Here is a 17,186-nt window from a genome sequence, read left to right as displayed (position 1 = left end):
CTTTGTTGTTCTGGGTCGAGACGCGGTCAGATGTCCAGACCCTGACCGGTTTCGAGGAAGGACTTCATGCTGGACAGGACAATCGGCCAGCCCTCGCTGATCCCTTTCAACATGCCGCTGCCAGGTTGCAATTCGTCATGCGAGACGGTCAGTTTGACCATGTCGCCCTGGGGTTCGATGTCATATGTGACCCGGCTGTACTGGTCAGGGTCGTCCTTCTGGCTTTCGTTCGCCCAACTGATCACCAGCCGCCTGGGCGGGTCGCTTTCGATGACTTTGCCGACCAACTCGACGGTGCGGGTCTCCTTGACCTTGACGTGCTGCCAATCGGAACCGGGCCGCCAATCGTCCGAGACGTTCTCGTGGTTCCAGTACCGACGGGAAACCTCTGGTCTTGTGATCGCCTCGAACACCTTTTCGGGCGTTGTGCGGATAAAGGTCACATAGATGAAGCTGGCGGATTTGTCGGTCATTTCCCGTTCCTTTCAAGTTCCTGTTTGAGGTCGTGGAGAAGGCCCAGGCGGCCTTCCTCGAATTTCCGGATCCAACGCGCGTAAACCTCGTAGAGCGGAACCGGGTTGATGAAATGCAGCTTCTCGCGCCCGCGACGGATGGTGCTGATCAGATTGGCCTCTTCAAGAAGACCCAGATGCTGGGCCACGGATTGGCGCTTCATATCCATGGACGTGCAGAGCTGCCCGAGTGTCTGGCCGTTTCTGTCGCAAAGCCGGTCGAGCAACCGCCTGCGGTTTGGATCGGCCAGCGCCTTGAACACCTTGTCGTCAGCCATTCGAATCTCCCTGCGTGATGGAGATAAAATATGCAGGCATTTACCTGCATGTCAAGATATGCAGGTAAATGCCTTCTCAAAGCGGGATGCTCTACACTGGATCAGCACCCTCTTCGGCTCAGGGCGATGCGGCATGACGCTGCGCCCAATCGAGCGAACATGCTGGCTTTGCACGGCCCGCTCCCTGCGCCGCATTGGTGCTTGTTGCTGATGTAGCGCGCCGACCTAAATGCACGGACATTTTGCGATGTAGCCAACCGGTGTTGTCACATTAACTCTCCCAGTCTGCGAGATGGGGTGCCGATAGGACATCAAGCGACGTTAGCGGCGGATTTCCACGCCTCGAAAGCTTCGAGCCGAAGGTAGCGTATGGTTAAGAGTGGAACGACGGTGGGCTGGGACGGAGAAGGAATTTCGGGTTGCTGACTGCATGAAGACGAAGCACTGCAATCCAGACCAATGAACCAACAACCACAGGTCTGCTAACGTGACAACACCCTAGACAATTACGAATGCATGGGGTAAAACTACCTATGATTGTGATGTCAAGCAACGTCCTAAATGGAGGTTCTTACGTCTTGCCCCACTTGGATGAGCCTGACCGGACCGCCAAGACCCAGTGGTTGTTTATCATGATTACAACGGCAGTAGAGATCCTTGGTAGCTCATTTCGTGCTCACGCCGCCCCTTCGTGCGTAGGGCTGATGGTACCGGACCGATGCGATTGGCCTGTACCGAAGACTGTTGTTCAGATCAGGGGCCGCCAATCCTCGACCCAAAAAGCGGCGATACCTTTATCGGGATCGTGCCGATGCCAGCCAACCACCTCGCTTCGTTACCATAGAGAGTCCTGGCGGTCATTGCCACTATCGGAGTTGCGGTATTGCTAAAGCACTTTTTTCTCGATTATTTCCGACGCGCCAAGGCAAAGGAACTGCTTCGAGGCGACGAAAGCCGCCTTGCATCCCTGCTTGATTCCGTTCCTGACGGGGTTGTTGTCGTGGACCACGCAGGCACGATTGAATGGGTAAACAAGCAGACGATCGAGCTGTTCGGGTATGAATACGATGAAATCCTTGGAATGCCCGTCGAAACACTGCTGCCAAAACGTTACCGCACGGACCATGTGGCGCATCGCGACGGCTACACAAATGCACCAAGAGTGCGCAACATGGGTGAAGAACTGGAGCTACTTGGGCGGAAAAAGACCGGCGACGAATTTCCAATTGCCGTCAGCCTCAGCCCCGTCAGTATCGATCAGGGGCAACGGGTCATTGCATCGGTCCGCGATATTACGGCGCAGCGTGATGACATGCGGCGTATTCGCGATCTCAATAAGCGCTTGAGCACATTGCTGAACGACGCGCCGGATGGCGTGATCGTCGCGGGGGCCGATGGGCGGATCACAAGCGTTAACATCCAGGCAGAGCTGCTGTTCGGCTATGATCGGGCAGATTTGTTGGGCCAAAAGGTGGAAATGCTGTTGCCGAAACCGCTGCGCGAGCGCCACGTTGGCTTTCGTTCGGATTTTGCGACAGCGCCGCGCAAACGCTCAATGGGTGCAGGTCTCGACTTATTCGGGTTGCATAAGGACGGCACGGAAATACCGGTGCTGGTCAGCCTTAGCCCGGTCGACACCGATGACGGCAGCCAGGTCATTGCTGCGGTCCGTGACATGACCGGTCAGAAGCGAAATGAAAGTCATATCGCCGAATTAAACGCCCGCCTACAGCGCGACAATAATGAACTGACCGTCGTCAATCGCGAATTGCAAGCCTTCAGCGCCTCTGTGTCACATGACCTGCGAAGCCCACTTCGTGCGATTGACGGTTTTAGCAACGCGTTGTTGGAGGATTATGCCGAGGTACTGGACGAAACCGGCCAGGACTACCTGTCCCGCGTTCGATCCGGTGCACAACGCATGGGCCTTCTGATCGATGATATGCTTAAGCTTTCAAGTATATCGCGCGCAGATTTGAACCTGCAGGAGGTCGATCTTTCCGCTCTCGCGCGACACATCGCAGACGAGTTGAAAAAGAACGAACCACAGCGCGACGTCGAATTCATCATTGCCGATGATATGCTTGCTATTGCCGACCGGAATTTGCTGAACATCGCGCTGACCAACCTGATTGGAAATGCATTCAAGTTCACGCGAGACCGAGTGCCAGGATCAATTGAGTTCGGCACGAAGGACGAGAATGGAACACCCGTATTCTTCATACGTGACAACGGCGCAGGGTTTGAAATGGCCCATGCGGAACAGATATTCGATGCGTTCAAGCGCTTGCACGATGCTCGGGAATTTCCTGGCAACGGCGTTGGCCTGGCCACCGTTCAGCGGGTGATCCATAAACACGGCGGGCGCATCTGGACAAACGCAATCGTGGGACAGGGCGCCGAGTTCCTTTTCACATTGGAAAGTGAAGCAGCCACATGAACGACAGAGTCATCCTTTTGGTCGAAGACAATCCAGACGACGAGGCACTTACACGTCGTGCCTTGACCAAAAATAACATTCTGAATGAATTGGTCGTTGCGACAGATGGCGCCATGGCGCTGGACTACCTGTTTGGCACCGGAACCTTCGCAACGCGCAATACGGACGAGGCTCCCAGCCTTGTGCTATTGGACCTTAATTTACCAAAAATTGATGGGATAGAGGTACTACGGCGTATGCGTGCGGATGACCGAACCAAACAGATTCCCGTTGTCATGTTGACGACTTCGAAGCAGGATGAAGATATCGCGATGAGCTACAGCCATGGTGCCAACAGCTACGTGTGCAAGCCAGTCGATTTTACCGAATTCGTCGAGGCTGCGCGACAAATTGGTTTGTACTGGCTTATGATCAATCGCCAAGCCCCTAAAAGGGGAGGATAGATTGGAAGACGTCGAAACAACTGATAAACTGCGAGTCTTGGTAGTTGAAGACGTCGACGACGATCTGCAGCTATGCCTGCGCGAGATGCGTCGCAATGGATTCACGCCGGACTATGAGTGTGTCGACAATGCCAAAGCCTTCCTTGGCGCCCTTTCAAAGGGCAAATGGGATGTAATTCTCTGCGATTTTTCTATGCCCGCCTTTTCCGGGAGCGAGGCGCTTTCCCTCAGCCGCAGCCAAAGTCCGGACGTTCCGTTCATCTTTGTCTCCGGTACCATAGGTGAGGAAAACGCAGTGGCCGCATTGCAGGAAGGTGCGCAAGACTACGTCCTCAAGCAAGATCTGGGACGCCTGACGCCAGCGATCCGGCGGGCCTTGCGTTTTGCCGAAGAGCGGCGCGCGCGCTTAAAGGTGGAACAGCAGCTTCGCCAATCCCAGAAGATGGAGATTGTTGGACAGCTTACGGGCGGTATCGCGCATGATTTCAATAACATGCTTACGATTGTATTGGGCAATCTGGAACTGCTCGAACTAGAGTGTCGGCTGTCGCCGGAGCAGCAGCAATTGGTACAACAAGCCATGGAAGCGGGCCAGCGCGGGACCAAACTGGTCAAGAGCCTGTCTGCATTTGCTCGGCGTCAGGTGTTGCAACCCCAGCAGTATGACCTGAACGCAGGCGTTTCGGGTGCTATGCCACTGCTGGAACGTGCGATCGGCGCGCATATCGAAATCCAGCTGCGTCAGTCTCGTGATCTTTGGACCTGCGTGCTGGATCCCACTCAATTCATATCAGCGGTAACCAACTTGGCAATCAATGCGCGTGATGCAATGCCCGGTGGCGGTGTGCTGGAGATTGTGAGTTCGAATGTGCGGATCACGCCCCAGGAGTCCCTAAACGCAAAGGGTATTTCCCCGGGAGAATATGTTTGTCTGTCGGTGACGGATAGCGGGACCGGCATGACAGCGCTGACAAAAGAACAGGCTATCGAGCCGTTCTTTACGACCAAGCGAGTCGGTCAGGGGACCGGGCTCGGGCTGAGCATGGTTTATGGCTTTGTCAGCCAATCAGGCGGGGATATCGAGATTGAAAGCGAGGTTGGCCAGGGCACATCAGTGAACCTCTATTTCCCGCGCAATGTGATCGGGACCACTGCCAGCAACCCTGAGGATCGAGAAACTCCGGCACAGACCTCGCGACGGTTGCGTGTATTGGTCGTCGAGGATGAACCAATGGTGCTCAGCCTGGCCGAACGCGCTTTGCAAGCACTTCAGCACGAAGTGATCACCGCCGAAGACGGGCCTCAGGCGTTGCAGCAATTGCAAGCCGACAACAAAATCGACCTTCTGTTCACGGACTTAGTCATGCCTAACGGTATGCTTGGAGTAGAACTGGCCCGCTTGGCATTGGAGTTGCAGCCAGAGTTGAAGGTTCTCTTCACTTCCGGAAACCCTGCCATGCTGCCAAGCGATTTACGCGAAGAAATGTCACGAATGGGCCCAATTTTACACAAGCCCTGGACCAGGGCAGATTTGAAAAAAGCACTCATTGCGGCATTGCCAGGTTGATCACGGCGTTCCGTCGGAATTGGCGGTATCATGAAATCGGTGCCGACAATGTGACGCCTGGACAATGCGACGCCTGAAGGGCTTTTGTTATCCCGTTCAAGCACTATCGCTTTTCGCGTGACATCATCCTCTGTGCGGTGCGGTGGTATCTGCGCTATCCGCTGTCATATCGGGATTTCGTCGACCTGCCAGCGGAGCGCGGGATCACCGCTGGTCGGTCCACCATGTATCGCTGGGTGATCAGGTTTGGCCCCGAACTGACCAAGCGAACCGAGAGACATCTGCGTCGGGCAAGCGTCGATTGGCACCTGCCTTCTCGGCAGATCACGTTATGATCGCCTGCCGGATGACCGCTTTCAACATCGGACACCGATTTGGCCAAACAAAATTACACTTGCAATCAGCTATCTGTTCACCGGAGCAAATGCCTGCTGGATAACCCCTGACAACTCGCGTGCTGAGGCGCGCAAGGATGCACCGCGTGGATACGACGTGATTGCCAGTCTTGGAAGTCTCGGCAGTCCCGCGCTGTTTGCGACGATGGACAGATCGGATGGCACAAGGCTCTTTAACCCCGCGCTGACGGATATGTCGCTTCGGACAGTTGCCATCGTGGCATTGATGTCACCGTTTTCAAAGAGGGTCCGCCAAGACAACTCAGCCTCTTCCAGCGCGGTGTGGACACTTGACCGGAACGCACAGGTCATCGTCAGCCCCAACGCAGCTGAACACGATATTTGCACCTTTTGCGGCCTCGGCCGGTGTCGTTGCCGAGGTGCCGCCAAATTGCTTTACCCAGGCCTCGGCCTTTGCAGCCGATCTGTTAAAAACAGTAACGTCGTGACCGGCTTTGGCGAGATGCCCGGCCATCGGGTAGCCCATGACACCCAATCCGATCCATGCAACCTTTGTCATTGTGCGGCTTCCCCCATTCTTGATGACATTTCAGGCCAGATATCCCGTAAAAAAACGGTCAGATCACTGGCCGCGCCCTTGGTTTTCAGTTGAAAAAGAAGCGTGCTGACGAAGCCACGGTGGTAGGTCGCGTGGTTTACGAAATGCAGCAGGATGTCCTCACGGCTCATCCGGCCTTCGCCGCCGCCGACGAACTCGAAAGAGATCACTTCAGCCAGCTCCGTTTCAGTCCATCGCCGGGCGAGCGCGACGTAGTGGTCGTTCATCGCGCGAAGCCGCCCGGCCACCGCGTCGAACGGCAAAACCGTATCGCGATGCCGCGCTGTATGTGGATGTGACTTGCCTTCGATATGCGCCTTGAAAATCTCAGCAACGACAAGCGTATGATCGAAGGTGCCGGTGATGGATTTGAACAACGCATCGCGGGGCGCAGACAATTCCGCCTCGGAAAGCTGTTCTGCATTTCTGAGCATCACATCATCGGCCCAGGCCGTATAGGCTGTCATGCGGTGGACGAGGGAAAGATCGGGCATAAAAAACTCCTTGATGGCAAGGATTTCGCATGCCCATAATGCTCCGAGCAAGAAATACATTGACCTCGGAGCAATATAGTCATGAAGCCGTATATTGATATCGCTGACGGGATCGCCGCACGGATCGCGAGCGGTGAATTGCCTTTCGGATCACGGCTGCCGCCGCAGCGGGATTTTGCCTACAATCAGGGGATTGCGGTATCTACAGCAAGCAGGGTCTATGCCGAACTGAGACGACGGGGACTCGTTACCGGGGAGATCGGGCGCGGCACTTTCGTCGCCAACCGCTTTGCGCCGCTCGACCCGGCGCTTCAGGAACCCTCCGGGACAGGCATTGATCTTGAAATCATGTTCCGGTTGGCGCCCGATGCCCGCGATCTGATCGCGGAGTCGACAGCGAGGTTCTTCAAGGCGGGTCTGGCCGAGAGGGCCGCGATGCCCTCATCGGTGCGCTCTGACCGGGCCGCGCACGCGGCATTTGCGAAGCTGACGAGTATTGCGGGCTACAAGACCGACCCAGACCGCCTTCTCCTGTCCGGCAATGGCAAGCAGGCCATTGCGGCTTGCTTCGCTGCTCTGGCGCCGCGCGGCGGGCGGATCGCGGTCGAAGCACTGACCTACCCCTTTGCAATTGCTGCCGCCCGGATGCTCGGCATCGAACTGGTGCCGGTTCAACTGGACGAGGAAGGAATGCGTCCTGATGCGCTCGAAAGAGTGGCCAAAGACGGTGTGCAATGCGTCTACCTGCAACCCACGTTGCAAAGCCCGCTTGTCTGCACCATGTCAGAGCAGCGCCGCCGTGAAATTGCGGGTATTCTGGAAAGCCATGACCTGACGGCCATCGAGGACCGGATATATAGCTTTCTGAAACCAACTGTACCGTTGGCCGCGTTTGCACGGGATCGCGTCATTCAGATCGACAGTCTCTCGAAGCGACTGATGCCCGGCCTTTCCCTCGGAATTCTTTCCGTACCATCCCTACTGCAAGACGATGTGGCGCGGTCCCTGCGGGCAGGCGGGTGGATGGCACCGTCGCTATCGGTCAGTCTTGCGCGTCACTGGATCGATGATGGAATTGTCGCCTCCGTCCAGGCATCGAAAAGAGCCGATGCAAAGGAGATGCACGGGATTGCTGCAAAAGCATTTGAAAATCTGACCTACAGCAGCGCCCCCGAAGCGCTTCATGGTTGGCTCAGCCTGCCAGAGGGGTGGCGCGCTGATCTTTTCGCAGCGGCCTGTGCCGATCTAGGCATCGCTGTCGCTCCCGGAACAGCGTTTGCTGTGAGCGAAGGCCGCGCGCCTGCAGGTGTTCGCATCGCCTATTCTGCTCCCGACATGACGACATGGAAAATGGCGCTCGATGAGATGGCCGGGATTGCGCGCGGGCGGTGAAGTCGGGCGGCGTGACCGATACGTTGGACTTGGCGCTGAAAGCCCCGGGCTGCGACTGTGCAACGGTCCTGCACAAGCCACAGCTGCTCACACAGCTCAAGCGGATGAGCCAGACCCTTGCTTGGCTCAGACCGCCAGCTGGCCCAAAATCTCTGACGACGGACACGCTTCTTCTCGACGGTCGAACTCGTCAATGCGCTAGGGCAGGAAAAGGCCCAAGGCAAGGCAGGGAAGATCGCTGAAGCACTGGTAAGAAACGATTTGGTGATCCTGGTTGAGCTGGGATATCTGCCGTTCAGCGCTTTGGGCGGCACGTTGTTATTCCACCTTCTCAGTAAACTTTACCAGCGCACCAACGTCATCATCACAACCAACCTGAGCGTCAGCGAATGGGCCAGCGTGTTCGGAGATGCAAAAATGACCACCGCGTTACTCGACCGTCTCACCCATCGCTGCCAGATCCTGGAGACCGGAACTGATAGCTATAGGTTCAGGGCCAGCTCCGGGACCGCGAAAAAGAAACGAAAGGAGACAACAGGCTAGAGTGCTTAACGAACGTCTTGCCTGACCGCTGCCGCGATGAGGCAGCGATCGGAAATTGGCACGCAGTACGGGTCGGGTGCGTGACATGATGGACATAGGACTGGCTCGGACGTGCGTTTTACTGTAAGATCGCTCTCCAGATACTTTCTTGCATGGTGAGTGATGAGCGTCCGGTGAATTGGGCAAATGCAATATTTCCGTTCAGCAACCACAGCGTCGGTTCACCAATGGTATCCCGCGTTTGGCGAACTCGCAGTGTGCCAGAGAAAAAGTTTCTTTCCGTCGCCGTTCCAAATTGGGAAATGGTTTTCACAAAGGGTGAGCACGGGGTTCAGGTTTTCGCGCGGGGACCCGAAAGCCATGCGTCGGAGGCTGAGATTCCTCGGGACACCGAGTTCTTCGGCATTCAGTTCAGCCTTGGCACGTTCATGCCGAACGCCGCATTGTCCCGCATGGCCGACAAAGCGGTCTCGCTGCCGGTCGAACAAGATCGCCGTTTCTTCCTGTGTGGAGAGTTCTGGGAAATTCCGTCGTTCGAGAATTCCGAAGTGTTCGTCAATAAGCTTACCTCACGCGGCCTGCTTGTATCGGATTCTCTTGTCGCTGACGTTATCACCCGAAGCGGCTGGACGGTCTCGGACCGGACAGTCCAGCGTCGCATGTTGCGCGCGACCGGTCTGCAGCCCGGCCTCTTTCGCCAGATCGAGCGCGCCAAGCGCGCGGCGGAACTTCTCACGTCAGGCAAATCAATTCTGGATGTCGTCGACGCCGAAGGATTTTCGGATCAAGCCCATCTGACGCGATCGCTGCGGCGTTTCTTCGGTTGCACACCGAAGCAAATCCTGATGACTTCTGGTCATTGATCGACACGACGCCTTTGGGGTTGTCGTTCTTATTCAAGACTCTGCGGGGCCATCGGCCCAGTGTCTCGATGTCCCCAAAGGCAAGGAGAAAGATATGGGCAAGCTGATTATCACGGAATTCATGACCCTCGACGGGGTCGTCGAATCCCCGGAACTCTGGTCACTCGACTTCTGGAGCGACGAGATGGCGCAATTCAAGATGAAGGAGCTTGAGTCTGCGAGCGCGCTACTACTCGGTCGGAAGACATACGAGGGATTCGCGGAGGCCTGGCCGCAGCGAAGCGGGGATCCCTACTCGGACAAGTTCAATGCCATGCCAAAACACGTCGTGGCCTCCGGAGTACCCGACCTGAGCTGGAACAACTCGCGCTTGGTTGAACCGCAGTTCCACGAAGCCGTGAAACATCTGAAAGAAAATGAGCCCGGTGATCTTGTCGTTCACGGCAGCATTACGCTGGCGCGAGAGCTGATAAGGACCGCACTGGTCGACGAGATCTGCTTGCTTATCTACCCGGTCATCCGTGGTGAGGGCGCGAAGCTGTTCGACGGCAGTCTGCAACTGACTCTGGACTGCAATTCGGTCACGACCTTCGGCAACGGCGTAATTGCCGGAGTTTATGCTTCCAAGCCGACCAGTTAGCAACCGCTGGCGCAGTGAACGCGAAAAGGGTCTCGAAGATCAACGCGGCAGCGCTGCGCCATTTCAGTCACGGGCCACGGCGAGAACGATGTCGGGCAATGGATCAGTGAGATCTGCTATCGCTACAGTCCAAAATTGATCTCACGAACATTGGCGTCTAGCCAACCAAGCGTTTGCGCCAACGCCGCATCCGCAAGGATTAGCGCGGGCGACCGGCCCACCCTGCCCCACGTCGCGCCGTTCCCCTGACCGCACTGGAGCCCAGTTACCACTGCACAAGCCTCCACCGCACGGAGCCCTCGACAAGCCCTAAGGAACCTCTGAGCAGAGCAACTGTCGCGTAGCCCTTAATTATGAGATGAGAAATCCAACGAAATCAACGGCCACTCTTTGCCCTTAAATATGAGATTTTGTCCCTAATTCCGATATTTTTTCCCTTAAACCTGAGACAGGGTTCGCAGCTTCGTGTGGCAAGTATTGATGGATGATGATCGCGAAGACTCCGTTGCCGCTGGTGCTGAGGAGGCGCGCAGGGCGACGTTCTGCGTCCGCTTGTCCAGGCATACCTTAAAGGAACTGACAGCCTGGAAAGTGGCATCAATGACGCCGTTTGGGAGCTTGGTGTCAGCAGGGCGACGGTCTGGCGTTGGATAAAGCGGCTGGCGGAAGAGGGTGGGCGCACCAGCGCCCTGGCTCCGCGGAAACGGGGCCGCCCGACAGGTACGATCTTGATATCCAGCAAGGTCGAAGCGGTGATCGAAGAGCACCTTCGCCGTTATTTCTTGCGCCGGGAGCGATCCAGCCTGTCGCGTGTCGTAACAGAGATCCGCAGCGCGTGCTGGCAGCGGAGCTTGCAACCGCCGACGCGGCGGACGGTTCAGCGTCGTCTGAATGCGATGGATGGCCGCGAAGTTGCGAAGGCACGAGAGGGGGCAAAGGCGACCCGCCAGAAATTTGCGGCCGTCACAGGCGAGAACAAGGCCTGTCAGCCACTGGAGGTCGTGCAAATCGACCATACACCTGCCGACATCATTCTCGTTGACAGTTTGAGCGCCAACCAATTGGCCGACCGTGGGTCACGCTGGCGATCGACGTCGCAACGCGGTTGGTAACGGGATATTACACCTCTCTCGAGGCACCTTCGCGTCTGTCAGTGGCGCTTTGCCTGACACAGGCGGTAGCCCCCAAGGCGGAACTTCTGGCGGAAATGGCGTGCAATATTCCTCGGCCTGCACAGGGCAAACCGCAGAGTATCCATGTCGACAATGGCCGCGATTTCCGGTCGCGGGCCTTTCGGTCGGCCTGTGCGGAATGGGGGATCGATCTGGTCTATCGACCGCCGGGAAGTCCTCACTTCGGAGGTCACATCGAACGGTTGATCGGGACGATGATGGGGGCCGTTCACCTGCTGCCAGGAACAACGCAATCCTCGATCGCGGTCAAGGCCGACTATGACGCCGAAGGCATGGCCACGATAACCTTGAGCGAATTCGATCGCTGGTTTGCTCTGGAAATCTGCCGCTACAACAACAGCATTCATTCAAGTCTTGGCTGTACGCCCGTCGCCAAATGGGAGGCGCTCTCAGAGCAAATGACGGGCGACATCCCCTTCGAGATGGAAGCCTTTCGGGTGAACTTCCTGCCCAGCGAACTGCGCAAGATCAGGCAGGACGGCATCCACCTGTTTCATATACGGTTCTGGTCGGATTCGCTTGCTAGTCACATTGGGCGCGGGGATAGAAAGGTCATCGTTCGCCACGATCCTCGCGATATCTCAATGATCTGGGTCGAACTCGACGATCGCCGATATGTTGAGGCGCGGTACAGAAACCTGGAAATTCCGCCCGTGTCACTGTGGGAATATCGAGATGCGATGAGGAAGGCCCGCGCCCTTGGCAAGTCCGGGTCCAATGAACTGGTCCTGGCTGAGCTGATCCGACAACAACGCCAGATCGAGTCTGAAAGCAGGGGCCTGACGAAGGCCGAACGCCGATCCCGTGAAAGAAAAGGGACATTGGAGGGCACTAACTCGGCTGTCGCGACAACCGAAGGGCTGCGCCCGATCGATACGGGTGATACATCGCGCCCATTGTTCAAGGTGGAGAGATGGTGAATTGAGGGCAGGGACAACTGAGGAAAACGGTCGGATCGCCCTCATTCAATCAGACATCTGGATCGGCTTTCCGCGGGCCGAACAGGTGTTGGACCGCTTGCAGGGTCTGATCGAAGCGCCACGGCAAACCCGTATGTCTGGGCTTCTTGTGCATGGCGCGTCGGGGATCGGAAAGACGATGATCGCCCACAATCTGTCGCGCAAGTAACCACCAGAATACGATCCGGCGTCAGGCATCACCCGCACTCCGCTGATGTTGTTGCAAGCGCCGCCGGCAGCGCTGTGCGTGTTCGGGCATCAATGTCTTCGAAGGATACCCCTTTGAGGGTTCGGTTGAGAGGGATTTTTTCTCTTCGTCGTGTGTGTCGATGCGACGCCTCTGATCGGTTGTTCAAACCCTTTGTGGGAGCGATGATCGACACTTGGGCAAAGGTCACGGATGGCCACGCCATTGCTGCGCAGTTTGTCCACTGCCCGGCAGTGCATTGCGAAGCAATGTCACGAGAGGGGCACGATGACGCGTGGCACCCCCCATCGCTTCATCAACTTCATCAGGAAACGCTTGGCGGCATGGGCATTCCTGCGGCTTTGCATCAGGATCTCCAGTACGTCTCCGTTTGTGTCGATAGCCCGCCAGAGCCAATGTTTTCGCCCTCGAATTGAAATCACGACCCTCGCGCGGTTGTGCTGCGCAAACCGCTGCTGGGCAGCGCTTCATCCAGGTGCCATTTGCCGGCGGGAACCGGGCGATCGCGACGGATCTTGGCCGCGATCTGCGCTCCGAACCGCTGGCACCACACCCGGATGCTTTCATACGAGACAATTACGCCCCGTTCGGCCAATGGATCCTCGACATCGCGCAGGCTCAGGCCAAACCGATGGTACGCCCAGATGGCATAAGAGATGATGGACCGAGGGAACCGGAAGCCCTTCAGGCGAGGCTGTGAAACTTGGCTAATCATGAGAGATGGCTATGCGTGCAGCTCAGGTGCGTCAACAACATGACAAAGCCCAATGGGGCCGTGGATCGTGACCCGCGACGAAATTCCCGACGTCAAGGCGCTGACGGGGCGGGCGAAGATCAACGGCCAGGTCTTTGTTGAGGCGGATTTCTCGGACGCACTGCACAGCTTTCCAGACATGATCACCTTCGTGTCCCGCGACGAGACGCTTTATGCGGGCGAGGTCTTTGGTTCTGACACCGTCGGCAATGGCTGCGGGCTGGAACGCTTCGAATTCTTCGCGGATGGTGATGTTTTTGAACTGGAGATCGACGCGCTTGGCGTGCTGCGCAACAAGGTCGTGCGGCAAGACGGCTAGATCAAACGCCCGCGCGCCCGAGGCGAAAAGCTTCGGGCGCGCGCTGTGATCTGCTGTTTGGTCAAGGTGTTACGGCATCCACTGGCTGAAGCCGCGCCCGGCTAAACGATACGATTGCGAGGCTTGCGCAGATCACCACCGCGACACCGATGGCGGGATAGCCAGAGAACTTCACCAGCGTACCGCCAAGGATCGGGCCAACGGCCGCACCAATCATCAGCATGGCCGGCGTTGCCGCCAGGGCCCGCCCGCTGGGATCAAGCCGCGATAGCAGCCCAAAAGCGAAAGTGTGGGTGAAGATCATCACGAACACAAAGACAGACCCCGCGCCTGCATAGGCCGGAAAGGCGACAACCGTGGTGATGACCAGCGCCAGCACCGCTTGCACCGCTGGTCCGGTCATGACCACTCGTTGTGCCCCGATCCGGCGTTCGAGAAAGACCGCCAGAGGTGGCGCGATCAAGTTGACAAAACCAACCGCAACGAGAATGATCGCGATGGTTTCAACCCCATAGCCGCGATCCGCGCCGATGCGTTCAAAGAAACTGAACACCATGGCTTGGTTCACCCCCATCAACCCGACGCCGATCATGCCGGCCCAGACAGCGCCGCTCAGCCTGGGATGGGCGATGTCGAACTCCGTTCCCTGTTCGTGATCCGGCAGCGGAAACAGCAGGGCGCTGACAATGGCAGCGACAGCCATCACCCCTGCGAAGACCTTGAACAGCACGGCACCGCCCAGGGCTGCAACAAGGTTCGGCGTTGCCCCCATGAAACCGATGGCAAAGATGCCTAGCGCCAGACCGACCATTGCAAACATCCGGTGCGGATTGGCGGCGCGACCGATGGTGCCGTGCGTGACCGAAAGGGCCGAACCGACGGCCAACCCGGCCGCTGCATGGCAGATTGCCATCGCCGCAAAACCCGTTTGCAGAGAGGCCATACCAAAGGCCAAGGCCGCACCGCCAAAGCCCAAAGCGGCGACCAGTCGGCGGTTGAGCCGGTTGAAACGGGGCGCGAAATACAGGCTCGCTGCCACCGCTCCGATCAGGAACAGGCTGACCAACCCGCCCGCCTGTTGCGGGTCAAACCCGTAGAAAGAAATCAGTGCGCCCACCCAGACAGGCAGGGCCACCAGGTCCACCATTCCCGCGCAATGTCCAACCATGAGCGCGACGCGCCCAGGCCATTTTTCCGTTGTCGTCATCGGTCTTTCCTCCCAAAATTCCGTTGCTTCAGATCGGCTGTGCGAGCGCCCCCTGCGTTTTTCCCATGAGCTGGACATGTTCTGCGTGATCGCCGCCGGTGACTTCGATCTCGGCCAGTCGGGCAGAGTTTTCGACCACCATGCGGCAGCGCTCGTATCGGCGCTCTTCAAAGGCGGCCAACGCGGCGTCACGGGCGTCATTGCTTGCCACCGCTTCGGCCAGGACCAGCCCGTCCTCCATGCCCAGCAGGGCGCCCGCGGCCATATGCGGCGTGGTGGCGTGGACAGCATCGCCGATCAGCACAACACGCCCGCGCGACCAGGGCCGCGGCAGCATCATGTTCTCAAGCGGGCGATAGTTGATCTTGCTGTCCTCGCTCAGCCCCTCGGCCAGGCGGGTCAGCACCGGCGAGGGGAATTTAGCGAGCAGCGCCTTGATCTCCGGCAAAAGCGCCTCGTCTGACACCCATTCGTTGACCGGCTTGTCCTCGGTCAGGAACAGATAGCTCTGGCTATCGGACACATGGTTGATCCCCGCCTTCAGCTTTGGCCCCATCCACATGGTCAGCGTCGGGATTTCGGCAGGGCGCGGCACGAGCGCGCGCCAGACGGCCTGTCCGACATATTGCGGTGCGGGGGCATCGGCGTAGAGCGCGGCGCGCACCGCCGAGGCAAAGCCATCGGCTCCCACGATCAGATCATAGGTGTCGGCGGTGCCATCGGTAAATTCCACATCACCGCTGTGCTGGTCAATATTGGCGAAGGTTACGCCCAACCGCACTTCCACCCCTTCGGCGCGGACCTTTTCGGCAAGAATTTTGGCGAGCGCCGGGCGCATTACAGCGCCGTTGCCGGGCAAGTTGGGGCCCAGCGGAGGTGTGGGGATTTGTGCCAGTATCTGATCCTGCGGGCCGCGCATGTGTACACCGTCACAGGTGCCGCCGATCTTGTGGTAGGCCTCCATCAGCCCCAACTGGCCAAGCAGCCGGTAGGTCGCGCCGTGCAGGCTGATCCCGGCACCATAGGTGCGCCAGTCCTTGTCGATTTCGACCAGATCAACCGCAACGCCGCGCTGTTGCAGGCAGATCGCAGCGACCATTCCCGAAAACCCGCCGCCGATCACCAGCACCTTTTTTACTTCTGAAGTCATGATTTTCCTCCCTCCAGCGCCTTGGCCAGACGGACCGTTCCGTCGGCATCAAGGCGCAACTCAACCCTTGTCAGGCGCTTGCCCAGACAGGCCCCCGCCACACATTCCCCGGTTTCTGGATCGAACAGCGCACCATGGGCATGGCAGGTCAGATGTGTGCCCGCACCGTTCAGATATTCGTTATTCTTCCAGGCCATTGGCGTGCCGCCCGCATAATGCGGGCAGGCGTCCAGCCAGCCATGCAGCGCACCGCGATGGCGCATCACAATCACCTTGCGCCGTTGGCCGGGCACGGTGCAGCCAAGGGTCTGCCCCTCGGCTACGTCCTTGGCGCCGCACAGCAGCGGCAATGTTACCTCAACCGACATGCAGTTCCGGCAGTGCCCGCAAAATGCGGCTCACCGTGGCGCGATAGTCTTTCTCGACGAATTTTTGCAAAATACCGGTGTGGTCAAAGGCAAAATCGCGCAGCGTCGACAATGGACGCGGCAGGTTGCGCATATGCGCCTCGACGTCAGTCGGCTGCGTGGCATTGGGGCCCGAGCGTTCGACGATCCACCATTCAAAGCCCGGCTTGCCCTCGTGTTTCATCGGGAAATAGCTGGCCTGCACATTGCGCGAATGGTGAATCCAGCCATTGTCGCGGTCGACACCCGGCACATCTTCGCACCAGGCCAGCCAGACCCGCAGCCCGACATGGAGCAGGTCCGGTTCGCCAAAGGCCTGTTTCGATACTGCCGAGCGGATGCCATCGGCACCGACCAGCAGGTCAGCCTCGACGTTTTTGGCATCGGTGAAATGCAGCGTCACACCGGTTTCGGTTTCCTCATAGGACTCAAGGGCGTGGTTCCCCACGATTGTATCGGGGGCCTTGGCATTCAGCACTTCCATCATCTTGTCACAGGTGGTCGAGCGCAGGATGCCGTAGTGCCAGCCGGGAATCCCTGAGGCCAGTTCCAGCTCCTTGACGAAGGGCAAAGAAACCCGCGGCTTGCCCTTGTGATTGGCGAAATTGGTGACCGTCTGACTGGCGAAGTTGTTCACGATATCAATGTCGTAGGAGCGTAGAATCTCCATCACAGGCGTCGAGATCATCACCGCACCGCCCAAGGGGCGCGGCTTCGCCGAACGTTCAAACACCTTCACGTCATAGCCCGCCGTGCGAAACGCAATCGCCGCTGAAATGCCGCCCGGCCCGCCACCAACGATGGCAACCCGGCGGCCTTTTCTCCAAGACTTTTCCAAGGTTTCTCCTCCCCTTTGTTGCGGC

17 protein-coding genes and 5 pseudogenes are annotated in these 17,186 nt (G+C 57.9%); 12 read left to right on the top strand and 10 right to left on the bottom strand.

Features of this window, described 5'->3' with window-relative positions; genetic code table 11:
* Positions 1-26: 26 nt before the first annotated feature.
* From ARCT_RS0100510 to ARCT_RS29010, 3 genes and pseudogenes are all read right to left on the bottom strand, one after another.
* The gene (locus tag ARCT_RS0100510; RefSeq protein WP_027238352.1) at positions 27-473 is read right to left on the bottom strand and encodes an SRPBCC family protein; all 447 of its coding nucleotides are present in this window, start codon (positions 471-473) and stop codon (positions 27-29) included.
* Entirely contained in the window at positions 470-790 is a 321-nt protein-coding gene (locus tag ARCT_RS0100505; RefSeq protein ID WP_027238351.1) for an ArsR/SmtB family transcription factor, read from the bottom strand. The genes ARCT_RS0100510 and ARCT_RS0100505 overlap by 4 nt, the downstream gene beginning before the upstream one ends.
* A 311-nt stretch (positions 791-1,101) precedes the next feature.
* Positions 1,102-1,243, bottom strand: a pseudogene (locus ARCT_RS29010) (IS6 family transposase); the annotation flags it as partial.
* A 430-nt stretch (positions 1,244-1,673) separates the two neighbouring features.
* On the opposite strand from ARCT_RS29010, the gene ARCT_RS25020 reads away from it, so the two are divergent.
* The 4 genes and pseudogenes from ARCT_RS25020 to ARCT_RS29005 form a co-directional block, all read left to right on the top strand.
* Positions 1,674-3,230, top strand: coding sequence for a sensor histidine kinase (locus tag ARCT_RS25020; RefSeq protein ID WP_051360478.1), 1,557 nt, complete (start codon positions 1,674-1,676; stop codon positions 3,228-3,230).
* Positions 3,227-3,673 carry a response regulator gene (locus ARCT_RS0100495; RefSeq protein WP_027238350.1) on the top strand — a complete coding sequence of 149 codons (447 nt, stop codon included), beginning with the start codon at positions 3,227-3,229 and terminating at the stop codon, positions 3,671-3,673. Before ARCT_RS25020 ends, ARCT_RS0100495 begins: the two co-directional genes overlap by 4 nt.
* A 1-nt stretch (position 3,674) precedes the next feature.
* Complete coding sequence (locus ARCT_RS25015; RefSeq protein ID WP_036783785.1) at positions 3,675-5,240, top strand: response regulator; 1,566 nt, start codon at positions 3,675-3,677, stop codon at positions 5,238-5,240.
* 89 nt (positions 5,241-5,329) lie between these two features.
* Positions 5,330-5,566, top strand: a pseudogene (locus ARCT_RS29005) (IS6 family transposase); the annotation flags it as partial.
* 373 nt (positions 5,567-5,939) lie between these two features.
* Here the strand turns inward: ARCT_RS29005 and ARCT_RS0100485 are convergent.
* Both ARCT_RS0100485 and ARCT_RS25010 read right to left on the bottom strand, forming a co-directional pair.
* Positions 5,940-6,155, bottom strand: a pseudogene (locus ARCT_RS0100485) (NAD(P)-binding domain-containing protein); the annotation flags it as partial.
* Positions 6,152-6,688 carry a DinB family protein gene (locus ARCT_RS25010; RefSeq protein WP_036783783.1) on the bottom strand — a complete coding sequence of 179 codons (537 nt, stop codon included), beginning with the start codon at positions 6,686-6,688 and terminating at the stop codon, positions 6,152-6,154. The gene ARCT_RS25010 and the pseudogene ARCT_RS0100485, both read right to left, overlap by 4 nt.
* An 81-nt stretch (positions 6,689-6,769) precedes the next feature.
* Here ARCT_RS25010 and ARCT_RS0100475 point away from each other — a divergent pair, with 81 nt between their 5' ends.
* The 7 genes and pseudogenes from ARCT_RS0100475 to ARCT_RS0100450 all read left to right on the top strand — a co-directional run bounded on the left by ARCT_RS0100475 (position 6,770) and on the right by ARCT_RS0100450 (position 12,447).
* A complete protein-coding gene (locus tag ARCT_RS0100475; RefSeq protein WP_027238348.1) occupies positions 6,770-8,080 on the top strand; it encodes an aminotransferase-like domain-containing protein in 1,311 nt (436 codons plus the stop codon).
* Positions 8,081-8,236: 156 nt separating this feature from the next.
* Positions 8,237-8,623: pseudogene (locus ARCT_RS25005) on the top strand (ATP-binding protein); the annotation flags it as partial.
* Positions 8,624-8,880: 257 nt separating this feature from the next.
* On the top strand, positions 8,881-9,486 hold the full coding sequence (locus ARCT_RS0100465) for an AraC family transcriptional regulator (protein ID WP_051360477.1): 606 nt from the start codon (positions 8,881-8,883) through the stop codon (positions 9,484-9,486).
* A 94-nt stretch (positions 9,487-9,580) separates the two neighbouring features.
* Complete coding sequence (locus tag ARCT_RS0100460; RefSeq protein WP_027238346.1) at positions 9,581-10,126, top strand: dihydrofolate reductase family protein; 546 nt, start codon at positions 9,581-9,583, stop codon at positions 10,124-10,126.
* Between the two features lie 728 nt (positions 10,127-10,854).
* Entirely contained in the window at positions 10,855-11,238 is a 384-nt protein-coding gene (locus tag ARCT_RS28530; RefSeq protein WP_240476178.1) for a hypothetical protein, read from the top strand.
* Positions 11,232-12,239, top strand: a complete 1,008-nt coding sequence (locus ARCT_RS28525; RefSeq protein ID WP_240476176.1) for a Mu transposase C-terminal domain-containing protein — start codon at positions 11,232-11,234, stop codon at positions 12,237-12,239. The genes ARCT_RS28530 and ARCT_RS28525 overlap by 7 nt, the downstream gene beginning before the upstream one ends.
* 1 nt (position 12,240) lies before the next feature.
* Complete coding sequence (locus ARCT_RS0100450; RefSeq protein ID WP_027238345.1) at positions 12,241-12,447, top strand: TniB family NTP-binding protein; 207 nt, start codon at positions 12,241-12,243, stop codon at positions 12,445-12,447.
* A gap of 133 nt (positions 12,448-12,580) precedes the next feature.
* Here ARCT_RS0100450 and ARCT_RS27325 read toward each other — a convergent pair.
* Positions 12,581-13,201, bottom strand: a pseudogene (locus tag ARCT_RS27325) (IS6 family transposase); the annotation flags it as partial.
* A gap of 52 nt (positions 13,202-13,253) precedes the next feature.
* Between ARCT_RS27325 and ARCT_RS0100440 the strand changes: the two are divergent.
* Positions 13,254-13,559 (top strand): fumarylacetoacetate hydrolase family protein, encoded by a 306-nt coding sequence (locus tag ARCT_RS0100440; RefSeq protein WP_027238344.1) that lies wholly within the window; start codon positions 13,254-13,256, stop codon positions 13,557-13,559.
* A gap of 61 nt (positions 13,560-13,620) precedes the next feature.
* Here the strand turns inward: ARCT_RS0100440 and ARCT_RS24990 are convergent, their stop codons facing one another.
* The 4 genes from ARCT_RS24990 to ARCT_RS0100420 are packed head-to-tail and all read right to left on the bottom strand — an operon-like array spanning position 13,621 to position 17,161.
* A complete protein-coding gene (locus ARCT_RS24990) occupies positions 13,621-14,766 on the bottom strand; it encodes an MFS transporter (protein ID WP_036783780.1) in 1,146 nt (381 codons plus the stop codon).
* A gap of 28 nt (positions 14,767-14,794) precedes the next feature.
* Positions 14,795-15,916: an FAD-dependent oxidoreductase gene (locus ARCT_RS0100430; protein WP_027238343.1), complete on the bottom strand. Its 1,122-nt coding sequence runs from the start codon at positions 15,914-15,916 to the stop codon at positions 14,795-14,797.
* The gene (locus ARCT_RS0100425) at positions 15,913-16,284 is read right to left on the bottom strand and encodes a Rieske (2Fe-2S) protein (protein WP_036783777.1); all 372 of its coding nucleotides are present in this window, start codon (positions 16,282-16,284) and stop codon (positions 15,913-15,915) included. Before ARCT_RS0100425 ends, ARCT_RS0100430 begins: the two co-directional genes overlap by 4 nt.
* Positions 16,274-17,161, bottom strand: a complete 888-nt coding sequence (locus ARCT_RS0100420; protein ID WP_027238341.1) for an FAD-dependent oxidoreductase — start codon at positions 17,159-17,161, stop codon at positions 16,274-16,276. The genes ARCT_RS0100425 and ARCT_RS0100420 overlap by 11 nt, the downstream gene beginning before the upstream one ends.
* Between the last annotated feature and the right edge of the window lie 25 nt (positions 17,162-17,186).

This window comes from Pseudophaeobacter arcticus DSM 23566 (genome assembly GCF_000473205.1).
Taxonomy (GTDB): Bacteria; Pseudomonadota; Alphaproteobacteria; order Rhodobacterales; family Rhodobacteraceae; genus Pseudophaeobacter; species Pseudophaeobacter arcticus.
This window is presented reverse-complemented; position numbering and strand designations above follow the sequence as displayed.